Origin of the sequence: Methylomonas rhizoryzae (genome assembly GCF_008632455.1) — a bacterium.
In the GTDB taxonomy this organism is placed as follows: Bacteria; Pseudomonadota; Gammaproteobacteria; order Methylococcales; family Methylomonadaceae; genus Methylomonas; species Methylomonas rhizoryzae.
Genome location: NZ_CP043929.1, coordinates 3,452,806 through 3,477,090, shown reverse-complemented (window position 1 = coordinate 3,477,090; position 24,285 = coordinate 3,452,806). Strand labels below are relative to the sequence as shown.

Here is a 24,285-nt window from a genome sequence, read left to right as displayed (position 1 = left end):
TTTTTAAATAAACAGGGTGCGAAACAAATTATGTCCGACGTTAAAAAAGTCGTGCTTGCCTACTCGGGCGGCCTGGACACCTCGGTGATTTTAAAGTGGTTACAGGATGTTTACCAATGCGAGGTAGTGACTTTTACCGCCGATATCGGCCAAGGTGAAGAGTTAGACCCGGCCAGGGCTAAAGCGAGCGCCGCGGGTATCAAAGAAATTTACATCGACGATTTGCGCGAAGAGTTCGCACGGGATTTCGTGTTTCCGATGTTTCGGGCCAATACGATTTACGAAGGCGAATATTTGTTGGGTACCTCGATCGCCAGACCGTTGATCGCCAAACGCTTAATCGAAATCGCCAACGAAACCGGGGCCGACGCAATTTCCCACGGCGCAACCGGCAAAGGCAACGATCAGGTGCGTTTCGAGCTGGGGGCTTACGCTTTGCGTCCGGACATCAAAGTGATTGCCCCTTGGCGGGAATGGGATTTGAATTCGCGGCAAAAACTGTTGGATTATGCGGAAAGCCATGGTATCTCCGTGGAAATGAAAAAGGGTAAATCGTCCCCTTATTCGATGGACGCCAACTCGCTGCATATTTCGTACGAAGGGCGGATATTGGAAAATCCTTGGACGGAACCGGAAGAGGATATGTGGCGCTGGACGGTTTCCCCGGAAAACGCGCCGGATCAAGCCACCTATATCGAGTTAACTTATCGCAACGGTGACATTGTCGAGATCGACGGCATTCCTTATACGCCGCATCAGGTGATGGAAAATCTCAACAAAATCGCCGGGGCTAACGGCATAGGCCGTTTGGATATTGTCGAAAACCGTTATGTGGGCATGAAATCGCGCGGTTGTTATGAAACTCCGGCCGGTACCGTAATGCTGAAAGCTCATCGCGCCATCGAATCTTTAACTTTGGATAGGGAAGTGGCGCATTTGAAGGACGAATTGATGCCGCGCTACGCGTCACTCATTTACAACGGTTACTGGTGGAGTCCGGAAAGGAAATTGCTGCAAACCATGATCGACGCTTCTCAACTCAATGTAAACGGCAAAGTCAGAGTCAAGCTCTATAAAGGTAACGTTATCGTGGTGGGGCGCATGTCCGACAATAGTTTGTTCGACGAAAACATCGCTACATTCGAGGAAGATGGCGGAGCATACAATCAGAAAGATGCGGAAGGCTTCATTAAACTCAATGCGTTAAGGATGAGGATCGCCGCAAAAAAAGGCCGGTGATTCGCCATTAGCGTCATAAAACAGGACATTTCCGAGGAAGTTTGTATAATTGAGCAACTGAATCGGGGGGTGTTGAGCGCCTTTTAGTCGCCGTTTTCTCCCGATACCGCTTCCTGATTAGCCATACATAACAATAATGAGCAATAAGCCTGAGATTAATCCGGATGGTGCCGATAGCGACGCAAGTCCGCTAGCGATGCTTCAGGTTGTGCAGACACACCGAGCCTTAGTGAAAGCCAACCGAATATTGCTGGGCTTGGTATTTGTATTGATGCTGGCGGTGTTTATCTTGGGCTTAATCGTCGTGCCTAAGCCCTCGTTTACGGCTAAAGCGGATGCCGGTCAAATCGCGCAAGCCGCTTACGCTTTGCAAAATCCGGCGATTTCAGCAGAGATCAACGCTTTGAAAGCTCAGATGTTCGGTTTGGTCAGCGGTTCTATAGAAAGCAAACTCCGCTCTCTGGAAGACAGTATCAAACGGGGAAGCCTGACGGATTCGCTGAACACCCTGCAGGATCTCAAAAGCGACGTCAAGGTGCTGAATGGTTACGCGCCTAATTCGCCAGCCAAATCGGCCGACCCCGGCGTCAATCAGCAATTGATAAAGGAAGTCACTGACTTAAAAGATTTCGTTTATTTAACTTTTATTTCCTGCGGTTTAATGCTGGCCGGGGTGGCGGGAATCTGGTTGCGCTATCGATACCGTTTAACGCATCAAAGCGGTTATGCGGTTTTATTGGAGAGAGACAAGCAGCAACGCTAATCGTAATCGTCGCTTTGTCGGTGTGATTTTTGCGCCCATTAAAAAAGCCGCCTCACTAACGTGGGCGGCTTTTTTGCGTCTAAAACGCCGGTAGTCTTATTGGCTCAAGAATGAGTAAACTGCGTCGATCGCTTGATCTTCGGTGTAGCCTGCTTTTTTGACAGGGCCAACTGCCATGATGGCTTCCATCGCTTTAGGCATGCCGTTTTTACCGTTTTTCAAAACAGTAGCGAATTGGTCTTTCGGTAATTTACCCGCTTTGATCAGTTCTTTCAGTTGTGGGTTAGAGGCGATGTCGTGGCAAGCTCCGCAACCGCGTCCGAAAGCGCGTTCGTAGATTTTTGCGCCAACTTCTTCCGCTTCGCCGGCGGCGACTTGACTGCTGATTGCAATCAGGATTGCACCTGCTAATAAACCGAATGATTTTTTCATTATTGTGTTCTCTCGTTGTGATTTAAAGAAAGCCGTAGATCTCACAAGCAATCTACAGACCAATGGGAAAAACGCGTGAAAGGATAGGGAATTTTGCAGAAAAATTCAATCGCTTTTCTGTTAAACAGGAGCATTTCACGGGCTTTCGGCGCTAAGTGTTAACTCCATAACTTAAAGTCTACTGAAAAAACAAATGCCTTTAATCCGGCTAAATACGGCTTGCCGGCGAACTACGAAACCAGGACAGTTTTTCATGCAGTCTGACTACACTGCCGACGATAATCAGGGTGGGTGGTTTGATGTCCGCTTGCTCCGCAAGGTCCGGCATGCTGCAAAGAGTTCCCGTCAATACCCGCTGTTGCGACGTGGTGCCTTGTTGCACGATAGCGATCGGATGGTCAGCCGGACAGCCGTGCTCGATCAGTGCGGCGCAAATCGCACGCAAACCGACCAGGCCCATGTAGATGACTATGGTTTGATTAGGGACTGCCAATTGTTTCCAATTCAGGTTGATCGTGCCGTCTTTCAAATGGCCGGTCACGAAGGTGCAAGATTGGGCGTGGTCGCGGTGGGTTAGCGGAATGCCGGCATAACTCGCGCAGCCGGCGCCGGCGGTGATTCCGGGTACTACTTGAAAGTCTATGCCTTGTTGCATCAAGGTTTCGATCTCTTCGCCGCCACGTCCGAAAATGAAGGGGTCGCCGCCTTTTACCCGGGCGACGCGTTTGCCGGCCAAGGCTAGATTAGCCAGTAGCTCGTTGATCGATTCTTGCGCTAGGCTGTGCTGACTTCGTTGTTTGCCGACGTAGATTTTTTGCGCGTCGCGCCTGGCCATGTCCAGAATGCCGGCCGATACCAAACGATCGTAGACGATCACGTCGGCTTGTTGCATCAGGCGCAGTGCCCTAAACGTTAACAAATCCGGGTCGCCGGGGCCCGCGCCGATCAAATAAACCTCGCCGCGTTTAGCGTCGACAGAGTTTTGAGCATGTAATTCCTGGCTCAAGCGCTGTTCCGCTTGGTCGATTTTTCCGGAAAAAACCAATTCCGCTATGGGTCCGGATAATACGGATTCCCAAAATGCTCTGCGTTGATTGATGTCCGTAATGGCTTGTTTTACCGGCTGACGGAATTTCTCGGCAAACCGCGCCAGAGCGCCGTAAGCGGCGGGAATTGCGCTTTCGATTTTGGCCCTTACCAAGCGGGCCAGAACGGGGGAGAGGCCGCCTGTCGACGAGGCGATGATTAGCGGTGAGCGATCCACGATAGCCGGAAACACGAAGCTGCATAAGTCCGGGTTGTCTACCACGTTTACCGGAATGGCCGAGGCTTGGGCGGCGGCGGCGACTAGTTCATTGATTGTTCTATCGTTGGTAGCGGAAATGACCAAGCGCATGCCCGTAACATCGGCGGCTTCGAAGGCTTTTTGCCGGATGTCAAGGTTCAAGCCGGGTTGCAGCGCCGCAACGCTGCTACCGATGTCTTGCGCGACGACGCTGATACGCGCGCCGGTTTTGCCTAAAATTTCGATCTTACGAGCGGCAATGTCGCCAGCCCCAACGACCAGACAAGGTTGCTCGGCGAGCTTCATAAACAAGGGGAAGTATTCCATATCGGCTTGATTTTCGGCGGGTAATGTTGGTGATATGATGCAGGGACTAGAGAATTCCTGAGAAAACGCAAATGTTCGAATTTGATTTTGAGGTCGACGCGACCGGATTACAATGCCCCTTGCCGTTATTGAGGTTGAAAAAGGCCATCATGGCGATAGAAAGCGGTGCGGTAGTGAAAGTGATTGCTACCGATCCCGCGGCACACTTGGATTTCGGCGTTTATATCGATCAGGCGGGCCATTCGCTGGTACATAATTTGCGCGAGCCGGACCGGCAAATTTTTTATATCAAGAAAAAATAGCGTCTAGCCGCGCAAGCTGATGATATCCCAACCTGCCCGTTGGGCTTCGTCTCTCAAGGTGGGGTCCGGATCCACCGCCACCGGTTTGTCCACCAAACGCAGCAGCGGCAAATCGTTGTGCGAATCGCTATAAAAGCAGCTGTTAGTCAGGCTTTCTCCGTTGGCACTAAGCCATTGCTGCAAGTGACGGACTTTACCCTCCTGAAAACAGGGAGTACCGATAAAATCGCCGGTATATTCGCCGTTCGCTTGCGCCGGGGTTGTCGCCAGCAGGTAATCGATGCCGTATAGCTTGACGATGGGTTCGGTGACGAAACGGTTGGTCGCGGTGATGACCAGCAGCGTATCGCCGGCTTGCCGATGTTTTTCGACCAGCTCGTGTGCGGCCGGCAAAGTAATCGGCTCTATAATCTCGCGAACGAACTCGTCGCGCCAGCGATGCAGTTGTTCGGCTTTGTGCGCGGCAAGCGGCGCCAAAGAGAAGCGTAAAAACGCCACGATGTCCAATACCCCGTGTTTGTAATCCTCGTAAAACTTCGCGTTGGCTTCCTCGTAATAGCTCTTGTCGACTATGCCGCGGTCGACCAGAAATTGTCCCCATAAGAAGTCGCTGTCGTCGGCGATCAGCGTGTTGTCCAAATCGAAAATCGCTAAGCTCACGTAAAACCTGATAGTTAAGAAATTAAACCGAGCGGCTTATGGTTTCCGCCGCGCATTTGTGGAACAATTGCGCCCATTAATTTATTGGCGGGCCCGGTGGCGATTTTAACATTCCGTCGTTCCGATCGGGCCGCATATAGTACAGGTTTTTACATGATAGACTCGAAAGGATACCGGCCTAACGTCGGCATTATCCTTTGCAATGACGAGGGTCGTGTGTTCTGGGCCAAACGCAAGGGGGCCAACTCGTGGCAGTTTCCACAAGGCGGAATCGATTGCAATGAAGATCCTGAAACCGCGATGTATCGGGAATTGTGGGAAGAAACCGGCTTGCAGGCGCAGCACGTTCAGATCATCGGTCGTACCCGCTATTGGTTGCGCTACAAGCTGCCTGAACGCTACATCCGCAAGAATTCGCTGCCCTTATGCATAGGCCAAAAGCAGATTTGGTTTATGTTGCGCTTGCGCGCGGACGAATCCATCGTGCGTTTCGATTGCGGGCAAAAACAAGAGTTCGATAGCTACAAATGGGTGGAGTATTGGTACCCTTTGCAGGACGTTGTGTACTTCAAGCGCAGAGTTTATCGAAAAGCCATGGACGAATTGGGCGCGTTGTTACTGACGGGAGACGCCGGCATAGACGCCTCCGGCTATCTAAACGGTTTGCAAGAGGTTAATAGCCCGGCGCTTTAGGGTCTAAATCCCGCATATCCAACGGCACGCGGCGGCATTCGGTGGCGAATGTTCCATCGTCGACTAGCGAAAAAAGTCGGTATCCCGGCGGCAGATTGTCCAACGCGTATTGATGGGATTGCGGGGCGAATTGAAAACAGCTGGAGGGCGTGCCGAATAGGCTAATAGTGCCGAATTTGCGGGCGAATTCTTGATGGACGTGGCCGCAGGTTACCAGTTTGACTTGCGGATATTCGGCCAATAGTTGCAAAAACGCTGCGCTGTTGTCGATCTGCATGCTATCCATCCAGGGCGAGCCGGTCGCTATGCAATGATGATGAACCGCGATCAGGGTCGGGCGGTGGGCATTGTGCTCCAACGTTTCCCGCAAAAACTGCAATTCCGCTTGGGCTAACGTGCCGGTTTGGCTATCAGCCTGCTGGCTATGCAAGACAATGATAGACCAGGCGCCCAATTGAAAAGTGCGTTCGCACACTATTTGGCCGCCGCTCAAGTTTTGCTGCATGAGTTCGAAGTCGTCGTGATTTCCGGGCAAACATAAGCAGGGTAGGCCGGTCTTTTCCAGATGTTGACGAATTCTTAGATAGACCTCCTGGCACGGGTCTTGAGCCAAATCCCCGGTAAGCAACAGCAAATCGCACCGGGGGTGTGCGTCCAGCGCGTGCCGTAAGGTTTGTAGAAAAAACGCTTCGGTATTGATGCCCAGCATGGTGGCAGCGCGCGGCGTTTTTAAGTGCAAATCGGTGATTTGCAAGACGGTATGGGTAGCCATGGCTAACAGAGTTATTGCAGATAAGGAAAATACGCTAGGCTGTTGAAATGGGCCTCGCTTAGGTCGTCGTCCGCGGCGAACCAGCGGTAAGCACTGTGCTGTTGGTCCGGCAAGCCTAAGTCGGCTGCTTCCAAGTGCAACTGATAGGCCAGCACCACATAATGCGTGCCTATTCCGGCAGCTCCGGCAAAGTTGTCGGCATAAATATGGGTGAAAGCGCCCAATAAAACCCCTGCCGAAATTTCCAGTTCAATACCCAATTCGGTCAAACTAATGCGTTTAAATGCATCTTCCAGGGTTTCCCCTTTATAAATTCGCCCGCCCGGTACAAACCAATAGCCGGCTGCAGGCCGATTGATTCTTTTGCCCATCAAGACTTTGCCGTTTTGCGCGCGAACCACCAAATCGATGGAAACCAGCGGGGTGTTTTTTACGGTAGCCAGGAATTCTTCTTTGCTCAACATGTGAATAGGAAACGTTGGGTGGGGCAGTATTCAAGCAATGGTTTTGTAAAACACTTTGGAATTGCGTTGATAGTTGTAGGTCATTTTAATCGGTTCGGGTAGATCGGCGATTTCGCAAGGGAGAAACCCGCGCTCCACGAACCAGTGCGCGGTTTGGGTGGAACGGACGAACAGGCGTTCGATGCTCTGTTGGGCGGCCTTTTGCGTCAAATGTTCCAGCAAGCGATTGCCGCGGGCGCCTTTGCGATACTCCGGGTGTACCGCCAGACAGGCGATTTCCGCATTTTGTCCGTCCGGCATGACGTGAAAGGCGGTGCAACCGATGATCAGTCCGTCGCGTTCGATGACGATATAGTCGCCGATTTGCATTTCCAGCTTTTCCCTGGAGCGTTTGACCAAGATGCCTTGCTGTTCCAAAGGCTTGATCAATTCCATGATGCCGCCGATGTCGTCCAAGGTCGCGGGGCGCAAGGTTTCGAATTCTTGCGAACTGATCAGCGTGCCCACACCGTCGCGGGTAAACAATTCCAGCAATAGGCCGCCGTCTACGTGCCGGTCGATCAAATGTGCGCGCTGCACGCCGCGGCGACAGCTTTGAATCGCGGCATTCAAAGAATGTACCACCGGTTCCGGCATGTCCGGGTATTGTTGCAACAAGCGGCCGGCTTGATCGGCAGTCAATTGTTGTATCGGCTGTTTGTCGACCGGCGACAAACACAGTTGGTCGGTCAACAGGATCAATTTTTCGGCATGCAGGGCAATAGCCACCTCGGTGGCCACTTCTTCCGCCGATACATTAAACACCTCGCCGCTGGGCGAATAGCCTATCGGTGAAATCAACACCACGTTTTGTTGATCCAACTGTTGGTGTATCGCTTCGGCGTCTATGCGTCTGACCTTGCCGGTATAACAGTAATCTATGCCGGCCAGTACTCCCAAGGGTTGCGCGGTGACGAAATTGCCGGAAGCCACCCGGATTTTAGCGCCGGCCATCGGCGATCCGGACACGCCCATGGACAACAAAGCCTCTATCTCCACCCTAACCAAGCCCGCGGCTTGCTTGACGTATCGCAGGGTGTTGATGTCGGTGATGCGTAAATGGTGGTGAAATTTTGGCGTGTCGCCTTGCTGTAATACCCGTTCGTCGATTTGCGGGCGTATGCCGTGCACCAACACCAAGCGGGCGCCAAGGCTTTTCAGCATGGCCAGATCATGGATTAGCGAATCGAAACCGGTTTCCGTTACCGCCGCGCCGCTGAAAAAGATCACGAACGTGCGATTGCGGTGCGCGTGTATATAAGGTGCGGAGTTTCTGAACCAATTGACGAAGGTAGTAGGGTCTTGCATAAACCGAGTGTTATCCAGGCAAAATGACGAGCGGGGCATGGTAGTTTAGATGCACGGGCGAAGTCCAGTGGTAGCCTTGTCCACCGATAAGGAACCGGAAATAGTGGTGGAATAGGCCGGGACGCCAATCGGACGAGTCCTGCGGTGCTAATCCCTCTCATCGTTAGGTCCGCGTCGGCGCTATCGGCTGCAAATACGGCTTCATGATGTCTTCCAGCCAACACATGAAGACCTGCACCCGCCGAGACAGATGGCGGCGGTTGCTGTATAGCAGCGTTACCGGCAACGGTTCGGCCCGATAGTCCGGCAGAACTTCGATCAACTCGCCGCGCCGAACGTAGGGTTCCAGGTTGGGTTCCGGTGCTTGGATAATACCCAAGCCGGCCAGACACGCGGAGAAATAGGCGATTGAACTATTGACGGTCAGCTTGCCGGCCATCGGCAGGTTGCGGACCTCGCCGCTGGCGGCGTCGACGTATTCGAAGCCGGCCGGTTTGCTGCCCAAGCTCAAGGCATAGTGAATCAGGCGATGTTCGGCCAACTCGGCCAGGGTTTGCGGGACGCCGTGGGCGGCGGCGTAAGTGGGACTCACGCAGTTCATTTGCCGATAGGCGCCCAAGCGCCGGGCAACCAAACGCGAGTCCGAAATGTTACCGGCCCGCATCACGCAATCGAAGCCGTCGCCGACGATATCGACGAAGTGGTCGGCGGCGCTGAGTTCGACTTCGACGTTAGGATAGCGGGCCATGAATTCCGGCAAGCGCGCCATCACGATGCCGGCCACCGCGCCGACCGACATATCCACTCGCAACCGGCCGCGCACGTCGGCCGGATCGATTCGGAACATGTCTTGCAATTCTTCGGCGTCGGCCAGCCATTCCAGGCAGCGTTGGTAAAACACCTGGCCGTCCTGGGTCATTTGTACTTGCCGGGTGGTGCGGTGCAACAAGCGGATGCCGGTCTGGTTTTCCAACCACTGTACAGCCAGCGAGGTCGAGGCCTTGGGCAGGCCTAAATCCGCCGCTGCCTGCGTGAAACTGGCCGCTTCGGCGACCCGGACGAAGATTTTAATCGCGTCGAGTTGATTCATCGTGGAGAACTGTTATTCGATTTTGAACAGTGTTATCGGAATTTGCCCGTTTATCCGATTAATTCCTAAAAATATACTGAATCCCGTCTATTTCAACCGGCGCGGTTGCGCCGCAAACCACGGAGGTTCGGATGGGAAACGTCGCTTTAGTCACCGGCGGGTCGCGCGGTATCGGCAAAGCCGTCGCGCTACGTCTTGCGCAAGACGGCTTCGACATCGCGGTCAATTACGCCGCTAACGCTCAGGCCGCCGAAGCGGTCGCCGCGCAAATCCGCCGGATCGGCCGGCAAGCCGTCGCCTTGCCAGCCGATGTAAGTCATCCGGCGCAAGTCGCCGAGTTATTCGCCAACGCCGAGCAAGCACTGGGCCGCATCGACCTACTGGTCAACAACGCCGGCATCATGCCATTGCAAACGCTGGCGGAGGCCGACGACGCGAGCTTCGACGACATCGTCGCGGTCAACTTGAAAGGCACCTTCAACACCTTGCGTTTAGCGGCGACCCGTTTGAACGACGGCGGCCGCATCGTCAATTTTTCGACCAGCGCGATCGGTCTGGCCCTGCCCGGCTACGCGGTCTACAACGCCTCCAAGGCTGCGGTGGAAGCCTTGTCCCGCACCTTTGCCAACGAATTGCGCGGCCGTAATATCACGGTGAATTGCGTCGCGCCGGGACCGACCGATACCGAGTTGTTCTTCCAAGGCAAGACTGCCGAACAAGTCGAACGCTTACGCAAGCTGCCGCCGCTGGAGCGCATCGCCACACCGAACGATATCGCCGCGCTCGTCGCCTTTCTGGCCGGCCCGGACGGCGGCTGGATCAACGGCCAGGTCTTGCGCGCCAACGGCGGCATGAATTGAACCCAAATACCGCTTTCCATGAACAACACGAACTAATCCAGGAGCAAACCATGTCCAAGCAACTATTAACGTCCTTTCCATTGCATGATTTAACGCTGAACAATCGCGTGGTACTAGCCCCGTTGACCCGCGCCAGGGCCGGCAAGGAACGGCTGGCCAATGCCACGATGGCCGAATACTACCGGCAACGCGCCTCCGCCGGCTTGCTGATCAGCGAAGCGACTTCGATTTCCGAGCAAGGCTTGGGCTGGGTGGAAACACCCGGCATTTACAGCGACGCGATGGCGCAGGCCTGGCGGCCGGTGACCGACGCGGTACACAGCCGGGGCGGCAAGATGTTCATGCAACTGTGGCATTGCGGCCGGGCCTCGCACAGCAGCTTTCACGGCGGCGAGCCGGCCGTCGCGCCGTCCGCGATAAAACTAAACGGCGATTACATCCACACGCCTATGGGCAAACAACCTTACGAAACGCCCCGCGCGCTGGAAACCGCCGAATTGGCCGGTATCGTCGAGGATTACCGCCGCGCCGCCGAACGCGCCTTGCGGGCCGGCTGCGACGGCATCGAAATCCATGCCGCCAACGGCTACTTGTTGGACCAATTTCTGCACTCCAAAACCAATCAGCGCAACGACGCCTACGGCGGCAGCATCGCAAACCGCTATCGGCTGCTCGGCGAAGTGGTCGCGGCGATCGCCACGGTATGGCCATCGCACCGCATCGGCGTGCGGCTGTCGCCCAATGGCGCCTTCAACGACATGGGCTCGGCCGATTATCGCGAACAATTCGCTTACGTTGCCCAACAACTCGACAAACTCAACCTGGCCTATTTGCACGTGATGGACGGCCTGGGCTTTGGATTTCACCATCTCGGCGCCGCGATGACTTTGACCGAATTCCGTCACTATTTCCACGGGCCGTTGATGGGCAACTGCGGCTACGACCAAGCCAGCGCCGAACAAGCTGTCGCGTCCGGCGCGGCCGACCTGATTGCGTTCGGCCGGCCGTTCATCAGCAATCCGGACCTGGTCGAACGCTTTGCCAAGAACGCGGCATTGAATCCGGAAGCCGACGTGGCCCACTGGTACACGCCGGGCGGCGCCACGGGCTACATCGATTTCCCCTGTTTGCAGTATTAATCGGCTAGTCTCAGCCACACAGAACCTATCACCGCAATCGGTAAGGAGTCGTTATGGATCTGCAATTACACGACAAAACCGCACTGGTGACCGGCAGCACCGCCGGCATCGGCTTCGCCATTGCCAAGGCGCTGGCCGGCGAAAGCGCGAACGTCATCGTCAACGGCCGCTCGCCGGAGTCGGTGGCGCAGGCGATCGAAGAACTCGCGCCGTTCGCCGCCCAGCCACTACTCGGCTTTGCCGGCGATTTGTCGCGGGCCGACGCGGCGGAAGCCTTGCTGGTTGCCCATCCCCAGGTGGATATTTTGATCAACAACCTCGGTATCTTCGAGCCGGTCGCGTTCGAAGACATTCCGGACGCCGACTGGCGCCGGCTGTTCGAAGTCAACGTGCTGAGCGGCGTGCGCTTGGCCCGGTTGTATCTTCCGGCGATGCGCGCCGCCGACTGGGGCCGGATCGTGTTCATCTCCAGCGAAAGCGGCGTGCAAATCCCGGCGGAAATGATCCATTACGGCATGACCAAGTCCGCGCAAATTGCGGTGGCGCGCGGTCTGGCCGAACACGTGGCCGGCACCGGCATCACCGTCAATTCGGTGTTGCCCGGCCCGACCCGCTCGCGCGGCGTCGGCGATTTCGTCAACGAGCTGGCCGCGCAACAAGGCCAAAGTTTCGAGGCCTTCGAACAACAATTCTTCGAAACCGTCCGTCCGACGTCGTTGATCAAACGTTTCGCGACGACCGACGAAGTTGCCTCGCTGGTCTGTTATCTGGCCAGCCCGTTGGCCTCGGCAACCACCGGCGCCGCGCTGCGGGTTGACGGCGGCGTGATCAAAAGTGCATTCTGATCTGAAATTGATCCGCGACGGCAGGGTGGATTCGCCGACCCTGCCGTCGTCATTTTCCGGACGGCCAAAAACGGCGGTTGCCTATGCGGCGCCGTAACCGCCAAGCCTGAACGCTCGGGATGCCTGCGGTGGTGCGCATCCCGGGCGGTCTTTCTGGCGACCGATAGGAGCTGTCAGCGGCTCAAATGCTGAAACTGTATTTGATGCGTCGGGCCATTGATGTGTATTGCAAAGATGCCAAGCAGTACCTCAGGCTTCCTGAAAGAGCAAAGCAACCACTATGCAGCCTATACTGCGTCCATCCATTTGGCGGCTATCCGCCAACAGCACGGACCGGCAAACTGTGGCACGTTTTTCGCGCCATGATTACCGGAGGCTTTGGATAGCCTGAAAGCGGTATCGGGTGACGCAGTCGCCAGGGTGATGGAGGCCATTGATGCACACATACAGTGTTGGTTTTCGCAAGTCCTTTAACTAGGCCCAAAACGCTTAGGCTTGAGGCCTTGGAAATCAACAATGAGCCTACGCTAGGCCGGTAAAAACGAACTCCGAAACTTTTGTTAGTAAGGGCGGGGTGAGCGAGCGCTAAATCATTGACTATGCCACTCGATTGGCTTTGCCGTGATCGGTTGTCCTCATGGCTTGTCACACGGCATTGCATGCCCGCCCGCCGTTGTTGACGAACCGTTTACCCTCGGGGCAAACGGATTCCGTCCGCCTGAATCTCGATTTTGTGCTGTTTGTATAGATTGCCTATGGCTTGTTTGAAGATTTTTTTGCTGACGGCGAACGTGGCGTAAACGGTTTCAGGCGAACTGCGGTCGGTCAGGGCCAAGAAGCCTCCCGTTTGTTGCAAAGCGGCCAGGATTTTTTCCGCCGTTGCGTGCACCTTATCGCCGTATTTGCCGGCGGAGTTTAACGTTAAGTCCAGCTTGTGGTCGGCTCGAACGTTTTTGATGTAGCCGGTCAGGGTTTGGCCTTTTTTCAACGGCTGGAAGACTTCGTTGCGGTATAACACCCCCCAATAGTGATCGTCGACAATGGCTTTAAATCCCAATTCGGTAGCTTCTGCTATCGTCAATTTTACCTGTTGCCCCGCTTGGTAATAAAAGGCTTGGTCTTGAATGAAATCGTCCAGACGCATCGAGGCGGCGATGCGATTGTCTTCGTCCAGAAACAAGCGCACCAGGCAATGGCGGCCTTCGCTGACCTTGCCTTTTTGCTCGCTGAACGGCAACAGCAAGTCTTTGGGCAGGCCCCAGTCCAAAAATGCGCCGGCGTGACTGGTGGAGACGACTTTCAACCACGCCACTTCGTTAACTTGGGCCTTGGGCGTTTGCAACGTCGCCTGGGTTTGGTTTTTGCCGTCGATGTAAACGAAAGCCGTGACTGTATCGCCGGTTTGTAAATCCGGCGGTGCGTTGCTCAGCGGGATTTCTCCCAACGCGCCGCCGTCCACGTAGTAGTGTAGGTCGCGCTGACTGCTGACTTTTAAGGTATTGCATTTGCCGAGTTCTAGCATAGGTAAAGGGGGTAGGGCTGGCGGATCAGTTTTGCAAGGCATCCAATTCGTCCCAACGCCGGTAAGCTTGGGCAAGTGAATCGGTGGCGTTTTTTAAGTCGTCCAAGGTTAGAGCGACGGCTTCCGGGCTTTGCTTGTAAAAAGCCGGCGAATTGATGGTAGCGGTCAGTTCGGTTTGTAAGGCTTCCAGCTGTTCGATGCGATCCGGCAGTTGCTCCAGTTCCTTTTGTTCTTTATAGCTGAGCTTTTTGCTCGGCGCGCTTTTCGGTTTTTCTTTTTTGCTCGCTTCGGCTGCGGCTTTAGCCGATTCAGCCGGTTTTTGCTTAGCGGTTTGCGCCAGCCAATCCGCATAGCCGCCGACGTATTCGCCGATCTTGCCCGCGCCTTCGAACACCAGTACGCTGGTGACTACGTTATCCAGAAACTCCCGGTCGTGGCTGACCAACAATAATGTGCCTTGAAAATCCACCAACTTTTCTTCCAGGATCTCCAGGGTTTCCAAGTCCAGATCGTTGGTGGGTTCGTCCATCACGATCAAGTTGGCCGGCTTGGTGAATAGCCGTGCCAGCAGCAAACGGTTTTTTTCGCCGCCGGACAAGCTGCGCACCGGCGAGCGGGCGCGGGCCGGTGCGAACAAAAAATCGGCCAGATAACTCATGACGTGCCGTCGCCCGCCGGGCAAATCGATGAATTCGCCGCCGTCGGCGACGCTGTCCGCCACGCTGGCGTCCGGGTCCAATTGTTCGCGCAATTGGTCGAAGTAGGCGATTTGCAGGTTGGTGCCCAGCTCGACGCTGCCGCCGGTCGGCGTTAGTTGACCCAGCAGCAGTTTCAACAACGTAGATTTTCCGGCACCGTTATTGCCGATCAGACCGATTTTGTCGCCGCGCTCGATGCGCATGGAAAAATCGGCGACGATGGTGTTGTCGGCGTAGCAGAAATTGACGTTTTTGGCTTCCACCACTTTTTTGCCGGACGCGTCGGCTTGAGCCAGCGCTAATTTGGCGGTGCCTTGCGTGTTGCGGCGTTCGGCGCGTTCGGCGCGCAGTTTTTTCAAGGCGCGCACCCGGCCTTCGTTGCGGGTGCGGCGGGCTTTGATGCCTTGGCGGATCCAGGCTTCTTCCTTGGCCAGTTTTTTGTCGAACTCGGCGTTATGGCCGGCTTCTTCGTCCAGGGCCGCGGCTTTGCGCTGCAAATAGTCCTGATAATTGCCGGGCCATGAGGTCAGCTGACCGCGGTCCAGGTCGACGATGCGGGTCGCCAACTTTTGCAGGAAGGCCCGGTCGTGGGTTACGAACAGCAACGCGCCGGAAAAGTTGAGCAGTTGTTCTTCCAGCCAGGTGATGCTTTCGAAATCCAAATGGTTGGTCGGTTCGTCCAGCAGCAGCACCTCCGGATCGATGACCAGGGCTTTAGCCAGGGCCACCCGCCGTTTCCAGCCGCCGGACAAGCTGCCGACCTTCAGGTCGGCCGGTAATTGCAAGCGGCTGAGGACCGATTCGACCCGCTGTTGGAAATGCCAGCCTTGGCCGGCTTCCAGTTTGTGCTGGATGGCGCCCAAAGCCTGTAAGGATGACTCGCTGCCGTCCATGTGGGTGAGCAAGTCGTGATATTGGGCGATCAAATCGCCCAAAGCGCCTAGGCCGCCGGCAACGGCTTCGTAAATGCTGGCATCGTCTTGCAAATCCGGCATTTGTTCCAGCCAAGCCAGGCGTAGCTCCGGTTGTCGCCAGACTTCGCCGTGATCAGCGGCAATCGCGCCGGCGATGATTTTCATTAAGGTGGACTTGCCTTCGCCGTTGCGGCCCAGCAAGCCGACGCGCTCGCCGGGATCGAGTTGAAAAGCGGCATTTTCCAGCAAGGAATGGGTGCCGAAAGCGATAGAAACGTCGGTTAAGCGGATTAAAGGCATTGTTGTAAATAGCGTCTGAGTAAATCCAAAGTCAGCACCGCGGTCTGGGTTTGATTGAAATGGGCGCCGAACAAAAAATGTTGGCGGTGGTAGACCGCCTCATGGGTTTGCAAGAAATTATAAAGCCGGAAGCCGCCGGCATCCGCCCGGAATAACTGCAGCAGTTCGATGTCGGCCCGGTAGGCGGATAAGCCGTAAGCCAGCTGGCGTACCGAGACGGCCGGATCTTCGCTGTTTTCCAGCGCGACATTCAGTTGGCGGGCGGCCTGTTTGTCGTTTTTGGCGACGAAGGCAACTTCCAGCCAATCATAGGCTTGGCATTTCGCCGCCAAGGCACCGCCGCTCGCGGTTTCCAGCAGTGCCACGCGAAGATGCCGGTCGCGCAAGTCGCGGTCTATAGTGGCCAATAAATCGCCGCCGCCATCGTCCAAGCCGTCTACCGCGAACACACAATCGCCTATCAATTCGCGCAGTCGTTGCGCAATCCGGTGGCGTTCCAAGGGATCGTAGTCGCCCGGAAACAGCAGTTTGGTTTGTACTTCGTCAGCCGCGGCGCGAAAACCCAGTTCGATCCCCGCCGGTACTTCAAAACCGTCCAGCAATTGCTGAATGCCGGACTCGCCGATGCCGACGCTGCGTAAAGTGACCAGACGCGGGGCTAGCAAGGCGAATTCCGCCTGCAATAGTAAGCGGACCTGCGGATACATGGCTTTCATTTCGCGCGGCACGCCCGGAAGGAAGACGAACAGGCAGCGCTCCATGCGCAACGCAAATCCCGGTGCCGTGCCGGTCAAGTTGTCGATGCGCCGGGCGCCGCCGGGTAGATAAGCCTGTTTGCGGTTGATGTCCGGCATGGAGCGCTGACGTTGCTGGAAATAACTTTCGATTTGCGCTAACGCGGTCTCGTCCAATTCCAACGTTGTACCGGCGGCGACGCGGACCGCCTCGGCGGTCAGATCGTCACAGGTCGGCCCCAAACCGCCGGTGCAAATGCAACAATCGGCGCGTCCGGCGATTTCCTTCATCAACGCGACCAACTCTTCCAGCCGGTCGCCGACCGCGCTGTGGCGCGTGACTCGAAAGCCTATTTCGGTCAGTTCGGTCGCCAGCCAGGCGGCGTTGCTGTCGACGATGTGTCCGCTGACTACTTCTTGGCCTTGCGAGAAAATTTCGGCGACCGGGTTCATAAGCGTTGAAACCAAAACGGCAGACTGAACAAGCTCAGCAAGGTGGTGGCGGTCACGGCGGTAGCGTACAAAGCGCTATCCAGTCGATAGCGGTCGCATAATACCACTCCCAGCAGCATGCTCGGCATGGCCAAATCCAACAGCGCCACGGTTTTGAATTGAGCGCCCAGTCCCACCCAGTCGGCCATGAAGCCGGCGCACCAGGGCAGTACAAGCAGTTTCAGGCCGACGATGGGTATAAGGTAGGGTAGATTACGCCAGCGTAATGTTTGCCAGCTTAACGCTAAGCCCAGGGAAAAAATCATCAACGGTGCTACTGCCGCCGCTACTTTTTGCAGCAAACCGTGCAACCAGACAGGGTTGGCAACCTGCCAAAGATTAAGCGTTACGGCAAGCAGTGCGGCCCAGAAGGGCGGAGTATTGAAATAACTGAGGAAAAATTTGGGCTTGTGTACGTCATTTGTGCCGTAGTGTCCGGCTAGCGCGATGCCTAAGGTGAACACCATAGGTGCCGCGGCGAATAAATCGATCTGGATGACCACGGAGCGGGCCCAGCCGCCGTAAATCTGTTCCAGCACCGGCAGGCCCAGATAGGTTACGTTGGGAAAGGCAGTAGCCAGAACGAATGCGCCGGTTTGTGCCGGTTGAAAGCGGCACAACCGGGCAACGGCAATGCTTAAGATCACGCCCAATAGAATGGCGCCGCATCCCAGTGCGCTGAATTGTAGCGATTGCCAGCCCAGTTCGGCCTGCCATAATACGTCCAGCACCATGGCCGGTAAAAAGAAGTAATAGACCACGCTGGTCAAAACCAAGCGAGTTTGTTCGGCCGATAAGCCACGTAGCGGAAACAAACGCCAACCGGCTCCGCATAACATCAAAACGGTCATTTGCAGCAAAGTGGCTGTCATCGGTAACGATAAATAAGGTTTGCGAGGAGCACGCGTAGTAGCGTGCGCTATCTGTTTTGGCCGGGTGGCCGTCTCCGCCAAGGGGGCAGTACTATCTATTTTGCGGGTGGTATATGCGCCGGGAGACCGCGATTTACATGGCTTGGCATATATTACCGTTTCCCGGATCGTAATCTACTGATTGCACGAAAAAATATTAATGCGTATAATGAGCGGATATTGACAAGTTGCTGTCAATGAATCAGCAGTAGCGCCCAGGTAGCTCAGTCGGTAGAGCAGAGGACTGAAAATCCTCGTGTCGACAGTTCGATTCTGTCCTTGGGCACCATGACTGCTTTTTTAAAGAGCCCCGTTATGGGGTTTTTTATTTTTGGGCTGTGCGAGCCCTAGATTAACAAGTTTAGGGAAGAGCCTGCGGCTCTTTTTTTTTGTGTTCAAGAAGGCAAGCTGAATTATGAAGCACGCTCCAGAGCATCTGGTGGCATTGATAGAGCCTGTTGTAGAAGGGCTGGGATACGAGTGTGTGGGGGTAGAGTATAACGCTCATCCGAAACATGGGTTGTTACGCGTGTACATCGATAGCGAAAACGGGATTTTGCTGGAAGACTGCACCAAAGTCAGCCATCAGCTCAGCGGTATGCTGGATGTCGAGGATCCTATCCAAGGCGAATATCAATTGGAGGTTTCCTCGCCGGGAGAGGACAGGCCGTTTTTCAAGCTGAGCCAATTCGAACGTTTTGCCGGCGCGACCGTAACGGTCAATTTATTCAAGCCGGTAGACAAACGCCGAAAAATAACCGGACAAATTCAGTCGGTGGAAGATGATCAAGTGGTGTTGCTGGAAGGCGAACAGGTTATCAAAGTGCCGTTTCAAGCAATGAGCAAGGCGCGTTTGGTGCCCGAATACTTACTTAAAAAAGGAGGACGTAGTGGCAAATAAAGAGATTTTATTGGTAGCGGACGTATTCGCTAACGAAAAAGAGATCGACAAGGAAATTATTTTTCAGGCCATCGAGTCCGCACTGGAAGCCGCCACCGTCAAGCGTTACGAAAACCCGATCAAAGTCCGCGTCAATATTAATCGGCATACCGGCGACTACGTGACCTACCGCCGTTGGTTGGTGGTAGAAGCCAATCCTGACATCAACGGCGACGTGGAACACCCAAGCTGGCAGGTGTTGCTGGAAGTGGCTCAGTTGGATAATCCCAGCGTTGCCGTAGGCGATTACATCGAAGAGGAGATTGAATCGGTCGCGTTTTGCCGGATTGCCGCGCAAACCGCCAAGCAGGTGATTATCCAAAAAGTCAGGGAAGCCGAGCGGCGCAAAATCGTAGAAGCGTATCAAGACCGCGTCGGCGAATTGATTACCGGTATCGTCAAACGCGTGGAAAAAGGCAACGTCTACCTGGATTTGGGTGGTCACGTCGAGGCTTATATCGCCCGCGAAGACATGATTCCCAAAGAACCGATACGCATGGGCGACCGGGTGCGCGGTTATTTGAAAGCGGTGCGTTCCGAGCAGCGCGGGCCGCAGTTATTCGTAAGCCGCACCGCGCCGGAATTGCTGACTGCGCTATTCCGTCTGGAAGTGCCGGAAGTTGGAGAAGGTTTGATCGACATCATCGCAGCGGCCAGAGATCCCGGCTCGCGGGCGAAAATTGCGGTCAAGGCTAACGATCCGCGCTTGGACCCGGTCGGTGCGTGCGTCGGCATGCGCGGTTCGCGGGTGCAGGCCATTTCCAACGAATTGGCCGGCGAACGGGTGGACATCATCTTATGGAATCCGAACGAAGCGCAATTCGTCATCAATGCCATGTCGCCGGCGGAAATTCAATCCATCGTGGTCGACGAGGACAAGCACAGCATGGACGTAGCCGTCACTACCGACAGTTTGTCGCAAGCGATAGGTCGCGGCGGGCAGAACGTGCGTTTGGCTTCGGAGCTGACCGGTTGGGAGCTGAACATACTCGACGCATCGCAAGTTGATAAAAACATGGACGAAAAAGCCCAAAAAGCTAAAGAAGAATTCATGAAGCTGTTGGACGTCGACGAAGAAATCGCCGACGTGCTGGTGGAAGTGGGCTTGAGCAACATCGAAGAAATCGCTTACATACCGGTCGACGAAATGTTGGAGATCGAAGGTTTCGACGAAGAGTTGGTAGAGGCCTTGCGTAGCAGGGCTAAGGACGCGTTGCTGATTAAAGCGATTGCGTCCGAAGAAGAAATCGAGACTTCCGAGCCCAGCCCCGAGTTGCTGGAGATGGAAGGGATGGATGAGACCTTGGCGCACGAATTGGCGGCCAACGGTATTGTGACGCTGGATGACTTGGCCGAGCAGTCGATTGACGACATAATCGGCTTCACCGGCATGAATGAGGACAGGGCCGGTAAGCTGATCATGAAAGCCCGCGAATCTTGGTTCGTCGAGGATAAAGGCTAACGCTAGGAGGATACTATGAGCGATAAAACGGTACAGGCATTGGCTGAAGTGGTCGGCATTCCTTTAGAAAAATTTTTGGAGCAACTGAAGGAAGCAGGCTTAACCCACGGCGCGCCTGAAGACATCATTACCGACGACGAAAAAGTCAAGTTGTTGGCCCACTTGCGCAAACGACACGGCAAGGGTGACAACGACCAAGAGGCGGTGAGTCCTAAGCGTATCACCTTGAAGCGCAGCACTAAGACCGAATTGCGTCAAGCGTCGGTTCCGGGCTCCGGTACCAAGACGGTCAGCGTCGAAGTGCGCAAGCAAAAAACTTACATCAAACGTAGCGAAGCCTTCGTCAGCCCGGAACAGCGCGAAGCCGAACGGGCCAAGCAAGCATTGGAGGAGCTGGAACAGCAAAAGCGTCAAAGGATGCAGGAAGAAGCTCTGCGACGCGAGCACGACGAGGCGCCGCATCATCCGGAGCGGGATACGCCGGCCGCAGCTGTGGCGGAAACCGCGCCTGCCGCTTCCGTTGCGCCAACGCCGGAGGCTGCGGAAACTCGCGTTCCGGAGGCTAGCCCCAAACCCGTCCGGACAGCCGCAGCAGAGACCGCATCGCAGCCGGCAAAACCGGTTAAGCCCGAGGTTAAAGAAATGACGGATGAAGAACGTTTAGCCTTGGAGAAAAAACAGCGCTTGGAGGCGGCGGTCGAGAAAAACGCCGAGAAAGTGCGGCGTGCGGCGGAAGCTAAACAGCAGACTCTGCATAAAAAGAAACAGGAATTTAAAGCGACCCGCGGTCCCAGCCAAGAAGTCAGTAGTGTCGATGCCGGCGACAGCGCCGGTCGCCGCCACAAAGCGAAGAAGGGCAAGCAAGCACGCCGGGAAAAACCTGAATTCGAAATCGAATTACAAACCAGCAAACATAGATTCGAGAAACCGGTCGCGCCTACCGTACACGAAGTTAGGATCCCAGAGACCATCATCGTGTCCGATCTGGCTGCCAAGATGAACATCAAAGCCGCCGAAGTGATCAAGCATTTGATGAGACTCGGCATCATGTCCACCATCAACCAGGCCATCGACCAGGAAACCGCGGTGATTTTGGTCGAGGAAATGGGTCACAAAGCCATTATGCAAAGCGAGGACGATTTCGAGCAGGAAATGTTGGCCGAAGTCGTTGGCGATCTCGAAGAGCATAAAGTCAGTGCGCGGGCGCCTATCGTCACCATTATGGGTCACGTCGACCACGGTAAAACCTCGTTGTTGGACTACATCCGTAAAACCCGGGTTGCCGCCGGCGAAGCGGGCGGTATTACTCAGCATATCGGTGCTTATCAGGTTAAAACCGACCACGGCGCGGTAACCTTCCTCGACACCCCGGGCCATGCGGCGTTTACCGCGATGCGGGCGCGCGGTGCCGAGGTGACCGACATCGTTATCGTGGTAGTGGCGGCCGACGACGGCGTGATGCCGCAAACCAAAGAAGCGATAGAACATGCGCGCGCCGCTAAGGTGCCCATGTTGGTTGCTTTGAACAAAATCGATAAGCCGGAAGCCAATCCGGACCGGGTTATGCAGGAATTGGTCAACTTGAACGTGGTGCCGGAAGAGTGGGGCGGTGACGTGCCGTTTTTGCGCGTTTCGGCTAAAACCGGTGCCGGTATCGACGAATTGATCGAAACCTTGATCGTACAAGCCGAGATTCTGGAATTGAAAGCGCCGGTCGAAGGCGGCGCGTCCGGCGTGTGTATCGAATCGCGTTTGGATAAAGGCCGCGGTGCGATAGCCACCGTCATCGTGCAAAAAGGTACCTTGAGTCGCGGCGATTTCGTGTTGTGCGGCCACGAGTATGGCCGGATTCGGGCGATGTTCGACGAAAACTCTCACCCGGTTAAAACCGCCGGTCCCAGCGCGCCGGTGGAAATTCTCGGTTTATCCGGTACCCCGGACGCAGGCGACGATTTTCTGGTGGTGCAAAACGAGCGGGTGGCGCGCGAACTGGCCGCGCACCGCGAAGATCGTAAAAAATCCAGCCGCCAAGCTTCCGCTGCCTCGAAATTGGACGATGTGTTCTCCAAAATGACCGCCGGCGAAACGTTGACCTTGAACATCGTGTTGAAGACCGACGTGCAAGGCAGCTTGGAAGCGTTGCGCGAATCCTTGGTCGGTTTGTCGTCCGACGAAGTGCAAGTCAAATGCGTTTATAGCGGCGTAGGCGGCATTACCGAAAGCGATGCCAACCTGGCGATCACCTCCGGGGCGATTTTGATCGGCTTCAACGTGCGCGCCGATGCGGTTGCGCGCAAGCTGATCGAAGAAAAAGGTCTGGATTTGCATTATTACAGCGTCATTTACGATGCCATCGACGAAGTCAAACGAGCCATCAGCGGAATGTTGGCGCCCGACATCCAAGAGAAAATCGTCGGTTTGGCCGAAGTGCGCGACGTGTTCCGTTCGCCGAAATTCGGTGCAGTCGCCGGCTGCATGGTCATCGACGGTTACGTCAAACGCAATTTACCGATTCGGGTGCTGCGTGACAACGTAGTGATCTACGAAGGTCAGTTGGAATCCTTGCGCCGCTTCAAAGACGATGTGACCGAAGTCAAAATGGGCATGGAATGCGGTATCGGCGTGAAGAACTACAACGACGTCAAAGTCGGCGATCAAATCGAAGTATTCGAAAGAATCGAAATCAAGCGGGAAATCTAAGGCATGGCGAGAGAGTTTGGTCGCAGCCAGCGGGTTGCGTCGGAAATGCAGAAGGAATTGGCTCTCATCTTGCAGCGAGAGGTGCAAGATCCGCGCTTGGGCTTTATTACCGTTAACGAAGTGGAATTATCCAAAGATTTAGCGGTGGCAAAAATCTATTTCACGGTGTTGAACGCCGATTCGGCTGGTAAACAACGTAATTTGGAAGTCCTGAACGAAATGGCACCGTTTATTCGGCACGAGTTGGCCAAGCGCATGCGGCTGCGGCATATGTCGGAATTACATTTTCATTACGATCATTCGTTCGATACCGGTATGCGGGTCGACGCATTGTTGCGGGAAACCGGAGTTCATTCCGACGCCGCCGGACAGGCGGAATCGGCATCCGGCCCAGTGGCGGAAACCGACGACGAGGCTTGATGGCTAAACGTAAATCCGGGCGCGATGTGCACGGCATCGTGTTGCTCGATAAACGGCTAGGCGTTTCGTCCAACAAAGCCTTGCAGGAAGTCAGGGTCTTGTATAACGCCAACAAGGCCGGGCATACCGGCAGTCTGGATCCTTTGGCTACCGGTTTGTTGCCCTTGTGTTTCGGCGAGGCCACTAAAGTTTCCGGTTTGATGTTGGACGACGACAAGCGTTACCACGTCACCATGCGTTTAGGCGTTTTGACCGACACTGGCGACAGCGAGGGGAGCGTGCTCGAAACCAAGCCGGTGCCGGAGATTAGCGAATTCGGATTGCAGGCTTGTTTACAAGGCTTTGTCGGCCGAATAGAGCAAGTACCGCCTATGTATTCCGCCTTGAAATTGAACGGACGCAAGCTGTACGAGCTGGCGCGGGAAGGTAAAACCGTAGCCCGCGCGCCGCGGCTCATCTCGATTCAAGCCATCGAATTATTGGCATTTTCCGGCGACTCGATCAGCCTCGACGTGCGTTGCTCCAAAGGCACTTATATCCGGTCGTTGGTAGAAGACATCGGCTCGGCGTTAGGGACTTGCGCGACGGTCACGGCCTTGAGGCGCACGGCGGCCGGCCGGTTTGCACTGGAGCAGGCCTACACGCTGGAGCAATTGCAGGCCATGAGCGAACAGGCGTTGACGGCGTGCTTGTTGCCGCCCGATTTACCGCTGAGCGATCTGCCGGCGGTGGCGCTGTCACCGGAACAATCCGTTTGTATCGTGCACGGCCAAGCCATCCGGCTGAGCGGCCATCCGCCCGGCTCGGTCCGCATGTACGGCCCGCATGCCTTTTTAGGGTTGGGAGAAATTCTATTGAATGATAAACTAGCCCCCAGAAAGCTGTTTAACCTGCAGGGTCACAGCGCTGATCGGGCATAAAATTTTCCGCTTCTACACCCTATGGTGGAAGCGGGCTATCTCGCCACCGGCCGG

General features: G+C 55.2%; 23 protein-coding genes and 1 tRNA gene. 13 read left to right on the top strand and 11 right to left on the bottom strand.

Going from position 1 to position 24,285, the window contains the following annotated elements:
- Window positions 1–30 precede the first annotated feature (30 nt).
- Together F1E05_RS15530 and F1E05_RS15525 are read left to right on the top strand one after the other, a co-directional pair.
- A complete protein-coding gene (locus F1E05_RS15530) occupies window positions 31–1,239 on the top strand; it encodes an argininosuccinate synthase (RefSeq protein WP_150050032.1) in 1,209 nt (402 codons plus the stop codon).
- A gap of 136 nt (window positions 1,240–1,375) precedes the next feature.
- Entirely contained in the window at window positions 1,376–2,002 is a 627-nt protein-coding gene (locus F1E05_RS15525; protein WP_150050030.1) for a hypothetical protein, read from the top strand.
- Between the two features lie 96 nt (window positions 2,003–2,098).
- On the opposite strand, the gene F1E05_RS15520 is transcribed toward F1E05_RS15525, so the two are convergent.
- Entirely contained in the window at window positions 2,099–2,434 is a 336-nt protein-coding gene (locus tag F1E05_RS15520; RefSeq protein WP_150050028.1) for a c-type cytochrome, read from the bottom strand.
- Window positions 2,435–2,642: 208 nt separating this feature from the next.
- Window positions 2,643–4,046: a siroheme synthase CysG gene (cysG, locus tag F1E05_RS15515; RefSeq protein WP_150050026.1), complete on the bottom strand. Its 1,404-nt coding sequence runs from the start codon at window positions 4,044–4,046 to the stop codon at window positions 2,643–2,645.
- A 71-nt stretch (window positions 4,047–4,117) separates the two neighbouring features.
- Here cysG and F1E05_RS15510 point away from each other — a divergent pair, with 71 nt between their 5' ends.
- Window positions 4,118–4,348 carry a sulfurtransferase TusA family protein gene (locus F1E05_RS15510; protein WP_150050024.1) on the top strand — a complete coding sequence of 77 codons (231 nt, stop codon included), beginning with the start codon at window positions 4,118–4,120 and terminating at the stop codon, window positions 4,346–4,348.
- A 3-nt stretch (window positions 4,349–4,351) separates the two neighbouring features.
- On the opposite strand, the gene F1E05_RS15505 is transcribed toward F1E05_RS15510, so the two are convergent.
- Window positions 4,352–5,008, bottom strand: a complete 657-nt coding sequence (locus F1E05_RS15505; RefSeq protein WP_150050022.1) for a histidinol-phosphatase — start codon at window positions 5,006–5,008, stop codon at window positions 4,352–4,354.
- Window positions 5,009–5,161: 153 nt separating this feature from the next.
- Here F1E05_RS15505 and F1E05_RS15500 point away from each other — a divergent pair, with 153 nt between their 5' ends.
- Window positions 5,162–5,701: an RNA pyrophosphohydrolase gene (locus F1E05_RS15500; protein ID WP_150050020.1), complete on the top strand. Its 540-nt coding sequence runs from the start codon at window positions 5,162–5,164 to the stop codon at window positions 5,699–5,701.
- On the opposite strand, the gene F1E05_RS15495 is transcribed toward F1E05_RS15500, so the two are convergent.
- The 4 genes from F1E05_RS15495 to F1E05_RS15480 all read right to left on the bottom strand — a co-directional run bounded on the left by F1E05_RS15495 (window position 5,682) and on the right by F1E05_RS15480 (window position 9,374).
- Entirely contained in the window at window positions 5,682–6,473 is a 792-nt protein-coding gene (locus F1E05_RS15495) for a metallophosphoesterase (RefSeq protein WP_150050018.1), read from the bottom strand. The genes F1E05_RS15500 and F1E05_RS15495 overlap by 20 nt on opposite strands.
- Window positions 6,474–6,484: 11 nt before the next feature.
- Entirely contained in the window at window positions 6,485–6,937 is a 453-nt protein-coding gene (locus F1E05_RS15490) for a GDP-mannose mannosyl hydrolase (RefSeq protein WP_150050016.1), read from the bottom strand.
- A 30-nt stretch (window positions 6,938–6,967) separates the two neighbouring features.
- Window positions 6,968–8,284 (bottom strand): amino-acid N-acetyltransferase, encoded by a 1,317-nt coding sequence (argA, locus tag F1E05_RS15485; protein WP_150050014.1) that lies wholly within the window; start codon window positions 8,282–8,284, stop codon window positions 6,968–6,970.
- Window positions 8,285–8,447: 163 nt separating this feature from the next.
- Complete coding sequence (locus F1E05_RS15480; protein ID WP_150050012.1) at window positions 8,448–9,374, bottom strand: LysR family transcriptional regulator; 927 nt, start codon at window positions 9,372–9,374, stop codon at window positions 8,448–8,450.
- A gap of 131 nt (window positions 9,375–9,505) precedes the next feature.
- On the opposite strand from F1E05_RS15480, the gene F1E05_RS15475 reads away from it, so the two are divergent.
- Genes F1E05_RS15475 through F1E05_RS15465 form a run of 3 tightly spaced genes read left to right on the top strand, consistent with a single transcriptional unit; the run spans window position 9,506 to window position 12,218 of the window.
- A complete protein-coding gene (locus F1E05_RS15475; protein ID WP_150050010.1) occupies window positions 9,506–10,234 on the top strand; it encodes an SDR family oxidoreductase in 729 nt (242 codons plus the stop codon).
- Window positions 10,235–10,284: 50 nt separating this feature from the next.
- Window positions 10,285–11,373, top strand: a complete 1,089-nt coding sequence (locus tag F1E05_RS15470; RefSeq protein ID WP_150050008.1) for an alkene reductase — start codon at window positions 10,285–10,287, stop codon at window positions 11,371–11,373.
- Window positions 11,374–11,426: 53 nt separating this feature from the next.
- A complete protein-coding gene (locus F1E05_RS15465) occupies window positions 11,427–12,218 on the top strand; it encodes an SDR family NAD(P)-dependent oxidoreductase (RefSeq protein WP_150050006.1) in 792 nt (263 codons plus the stop codon).
- Window positions 12,219–12,906: 688 nt separating this feature from the next.
- Here F1E05_RS15465 and F1E05_RS15460 read toward each other — a convergent pair.
- The 4 genes from F1E05_RS15460 to F1E05_RS15445 are packed head-to-tail and all read right to left on the bottom strand — an operon-like array spanning window position 12,907 to window position 17,750.
- A complete protein-coding gene (locus F1E05_RS15460) occupies window positions 12,907–13,740 on the bottom strand; it encodes a CvfB family protein (protein ID WP_150050004.1) in 834 nt (277 codons plus the stop codon).
- Between the two features lie 25 nt (window positions 13,741–13,765).
- The gene (locus F1E05_RS15455) at window positions 13,766–15,652 is read right to left on the bottom strand and encodes an ATP-binding cassette domain-containing protein (RefSeq protein ID WP_150050002.1); all 1,887 of its coding nucleotides are present in this window, start codon (window positions 15,650–15,652) and stop codon (window positions 13,766–13,768) included.
- Window positions 15,643–16,839: a competence/damage-inducible protein A gene (locus F1E05_RS15450; RefSeq protein WP_150050000.1), complete on the bottom strand. Its 1,197-nt coding sequence runs from the start codon at window positions 16,837–16,839 to the stop codon at window positions 15,643–15,645. Before F1E05_RS15450 ends, F1E05_RS15455 begins: the two co-directional genes overlap by 10 nt.
- Window positions 16,836–17,750 carry an AEC family transporter gene (locus F1E05_RS15445; protein ID WP_150049998.1) on the bottom strand — a complete coding sequence of 305 codons (915 nt, stop codon included), beginning with the start codon at window positions 17,748–17,750 and terminating at the stop codon, window positions 16,836–16,838. The genes F1E05_RS15450 and F1E05_RS15445 overlap by 4 nt, the downstream gene beginning before the upstream one ends.
- 252 nt (window positions 17,751–18,002) lie before the next feature.
- Here F1E05_RS15445 and F1E05_RS15440 point away from each other — a divergent pair.
- From F1E05_RS15440 to truB, 6 genes are all read left to right on the top strand, one after another.
- A tRNA-Phe gene (locus tag F1E05_RS15440) sits at window positions 18,003–18,078 on the top strand.
- Between the two features lie 126 nt (window positions 18,079–18,204).
- Entirely contained in the window at window positions 18,205–18,690 is a 486-nt protein-coding gene (rimP, locus tag F1E05_RS15435) for a ribosome maturation factor RimP (RefSeq protein WP_150049996.1), read from the top strand.
- Window positions 18,680–20,191 carry a transcription termination factor NusA gene (gene nusA / locus F1E05_RS15430; protein WP_150049994.1) on the top strand — a complete coding sequence of 504 codons (1,512 nt, stop codon included), beginning with the start codon at window positions 18,680–18,682 and terminating at the stop codon, window positions 20,189–20,191. Before rimP ends, nusA begins: the two co-directional genes overlap by 11 nt.
- A 15-nt stretch (window positions 20,192–20,206) precedes the next feature.
- Entirely contained in the window at window positions 20,207–22,891 is a 2,685-nt protein-coding gene (gene infB, locus F1E05_RS15425; protein WP_150049992.1) for a translation initiation factor IF-2, read from the top strand.
- A gap of 3 nt (window positions 22,892–22,894) precedes the next feature.
- The gene (gene rbfA, locus F1E05_RS15420) at window positions 22,895–23,311 is read left to right on the top strand and encodes a 30S ribosome-binding factor RbfA (RefSeq protein ID WP_150049990.1); all 417 of its coding nucleotides are present in this window, start codon (window positions 22,895–22,897) and stop codon (window positions 23,309–23,311) included.
- Window positions 23,311–24,231, top strand: a complete 921-nt coding sequence (gene truB / locus F1E05_RS15415; RefSeq protein WP_150049988.1) for a tRNA pseudouridine(55) synthase TruB — start codon at window positions 23,311–23,313, stop codon at window positions 24,229–24,231. Before rbfA ends, truB begins: the two co-directional genes overlap by 1 nt.
- Window positions 24,232–24,285 lie beyond the last annotated feature (54 nt).

Excerpts from the sequence above, each read along its gene's own strand:
- F1E05_RS15530 (WP_150050032.1), top strand. The coding sequence starts at position 31 with ATGTCCGACGTTAAAAAAGTCGTGCTTGCCTACTCGGGCGGCCTGGAC.
- F1E05_RS15525 (WP_150050030.1), top strand. The coding sequence starts at position 1,376 with ATGAGCAATAAGCCTGAGATTAATCCGGATGGTGCCGATAGCGACGCA.
- F1E05_RS15520 (WP_150050028.1), bottom strand. The coding sequence starts at position 2,434 with ATGAAAAAATCATTCGGTTTATTAGCAGGTGCAATCCTGATTGCAATC.
- cysG (WP_150050026.1), bottom strand. The coding sequence starts at position 4,046 with ATGGAATACTTCCCCTTGTTTATGAAGCTCGCCGAGCAACCTTGTCTG.
- F1E05_RS15510 (WP_150050024.1), top strand. The coding sequence starts at position 4,118 with ATGTTCGAATTTGATTTTGAGGTCGACGCGACCGGATTACAATGCCCC.
- F1E05_RS15500 (WP_150050020.1), top strand. The coding sequence starts at position 5,162 with ATGATAGACTCGAAAGGATACCGGCCTAACGTCGGCATTATCCTTTGC.
- F1E05_RS15495 (WP_150050018.1), bottom strand. The coding sequence starts at position 6,473 with ATGGCTACCCATACCGTCTTGCAAATCACCGATTTGCACTTAAAAACG.
- F1E05_RS15490 (WP_150050016.1), bottom strand. The coding sequence starts at position 6,937 with ATGTTGAGCAAAGAAGAATTCCTGGCTACCGTAAAAAACACCCCGCTG.
- argA (WP_150050014.1), bottom strand. The coding sequence starts at position 8,284 with ATGCAAGACCCTACTACCTTCGTCAATTGGTTCAGAAACTCCGCACCT.
- F1E05_RS15480 (WP_150050012.1), bottom strand. The coding sequence starts at position 9,374 with ATGAATCAACTCGACGCGATTAAAATCTTCGTCCGGGTCGCCGAAGCG.
- F1E05_RS15475 (WP_150050010.1), top strand. The coding sequence starts at position 9,506 with ATGGGAAACGTCGCTTTAGTCACCGGCGGGTCGCGCGGTATCGGCAAA.
- F1E05_RS15470 (WP_150050008.1), top strand. The coding sequence starts at position 10,285 with ATGTCCAAGCAACTATTAACGTCCTTTCCATTGCATGATTTAACGCTG.
- F1E05_RS15465 (WP_150050006.1), top strand. The coding sequence starts at position 11,427 with ATGGATCTGCAATTACACGACAAAACCGCACTGGTGACCGGCAGCACC.
- F1E05_RS15460 (WP_150050004.1), bottom strand. The coding sequence starts at position 13,740 with ATGCTAGAACTCGGCAAATGCAATACCTTAAAAGTCAGCAGTCAGCGC.
- F1E05_RS15455 (WP_150050002.1), bottom strand. The coding sequence starts at position 15,652 with ATGCCTTTAATCCGCTTAACCGACGTTTCTATCGCTTTCGGCACCCAT.
- F1E05_RS15450 (WP_150050000.1), bottom strand. The coding sequence starts at position 16,839 with ATGAACCCGGTCGCCGAAATTTTCTCGCAAGGCCAAGAAGTAGTCAGC.
- F1E05_RS15445 (WP_150049998.1), bottom strand. The coding sequence starts at position 17,750 with ATGACAGCCACTTTGCTGCAAATGACCGTTTTGATGTTATGCGGAGCC.
- rimP (WP_150049996.1), top strand. The coding sequence starts at position 18,205 with ATGAAGCACGCTCCAGAGCATCTGGTGGCATTGATAGAGCCTGTTGTA.
- infB (WP_150049992.1), top strand. The coding sequence starts at position 20,207 with ATGAGCGATAAAACGGTACAGGCATTGGCTGAAGTGGTCGGCATTCCT.
- rbfA (WP_150049990.1), top strand. The coding sequence starts at position 22,895 with ATGGCGAGAGAGTTTGGTCGCAGCCAGCGGGTTGCGTCGGAAATGCAG.
- truB (WP_150049988.1), top strand. The coding sequence starts at position 23,311 with ATGGCTAAACGTAAATCCGGGCGCGATGTGCACGGCATCGTGTTGCTC.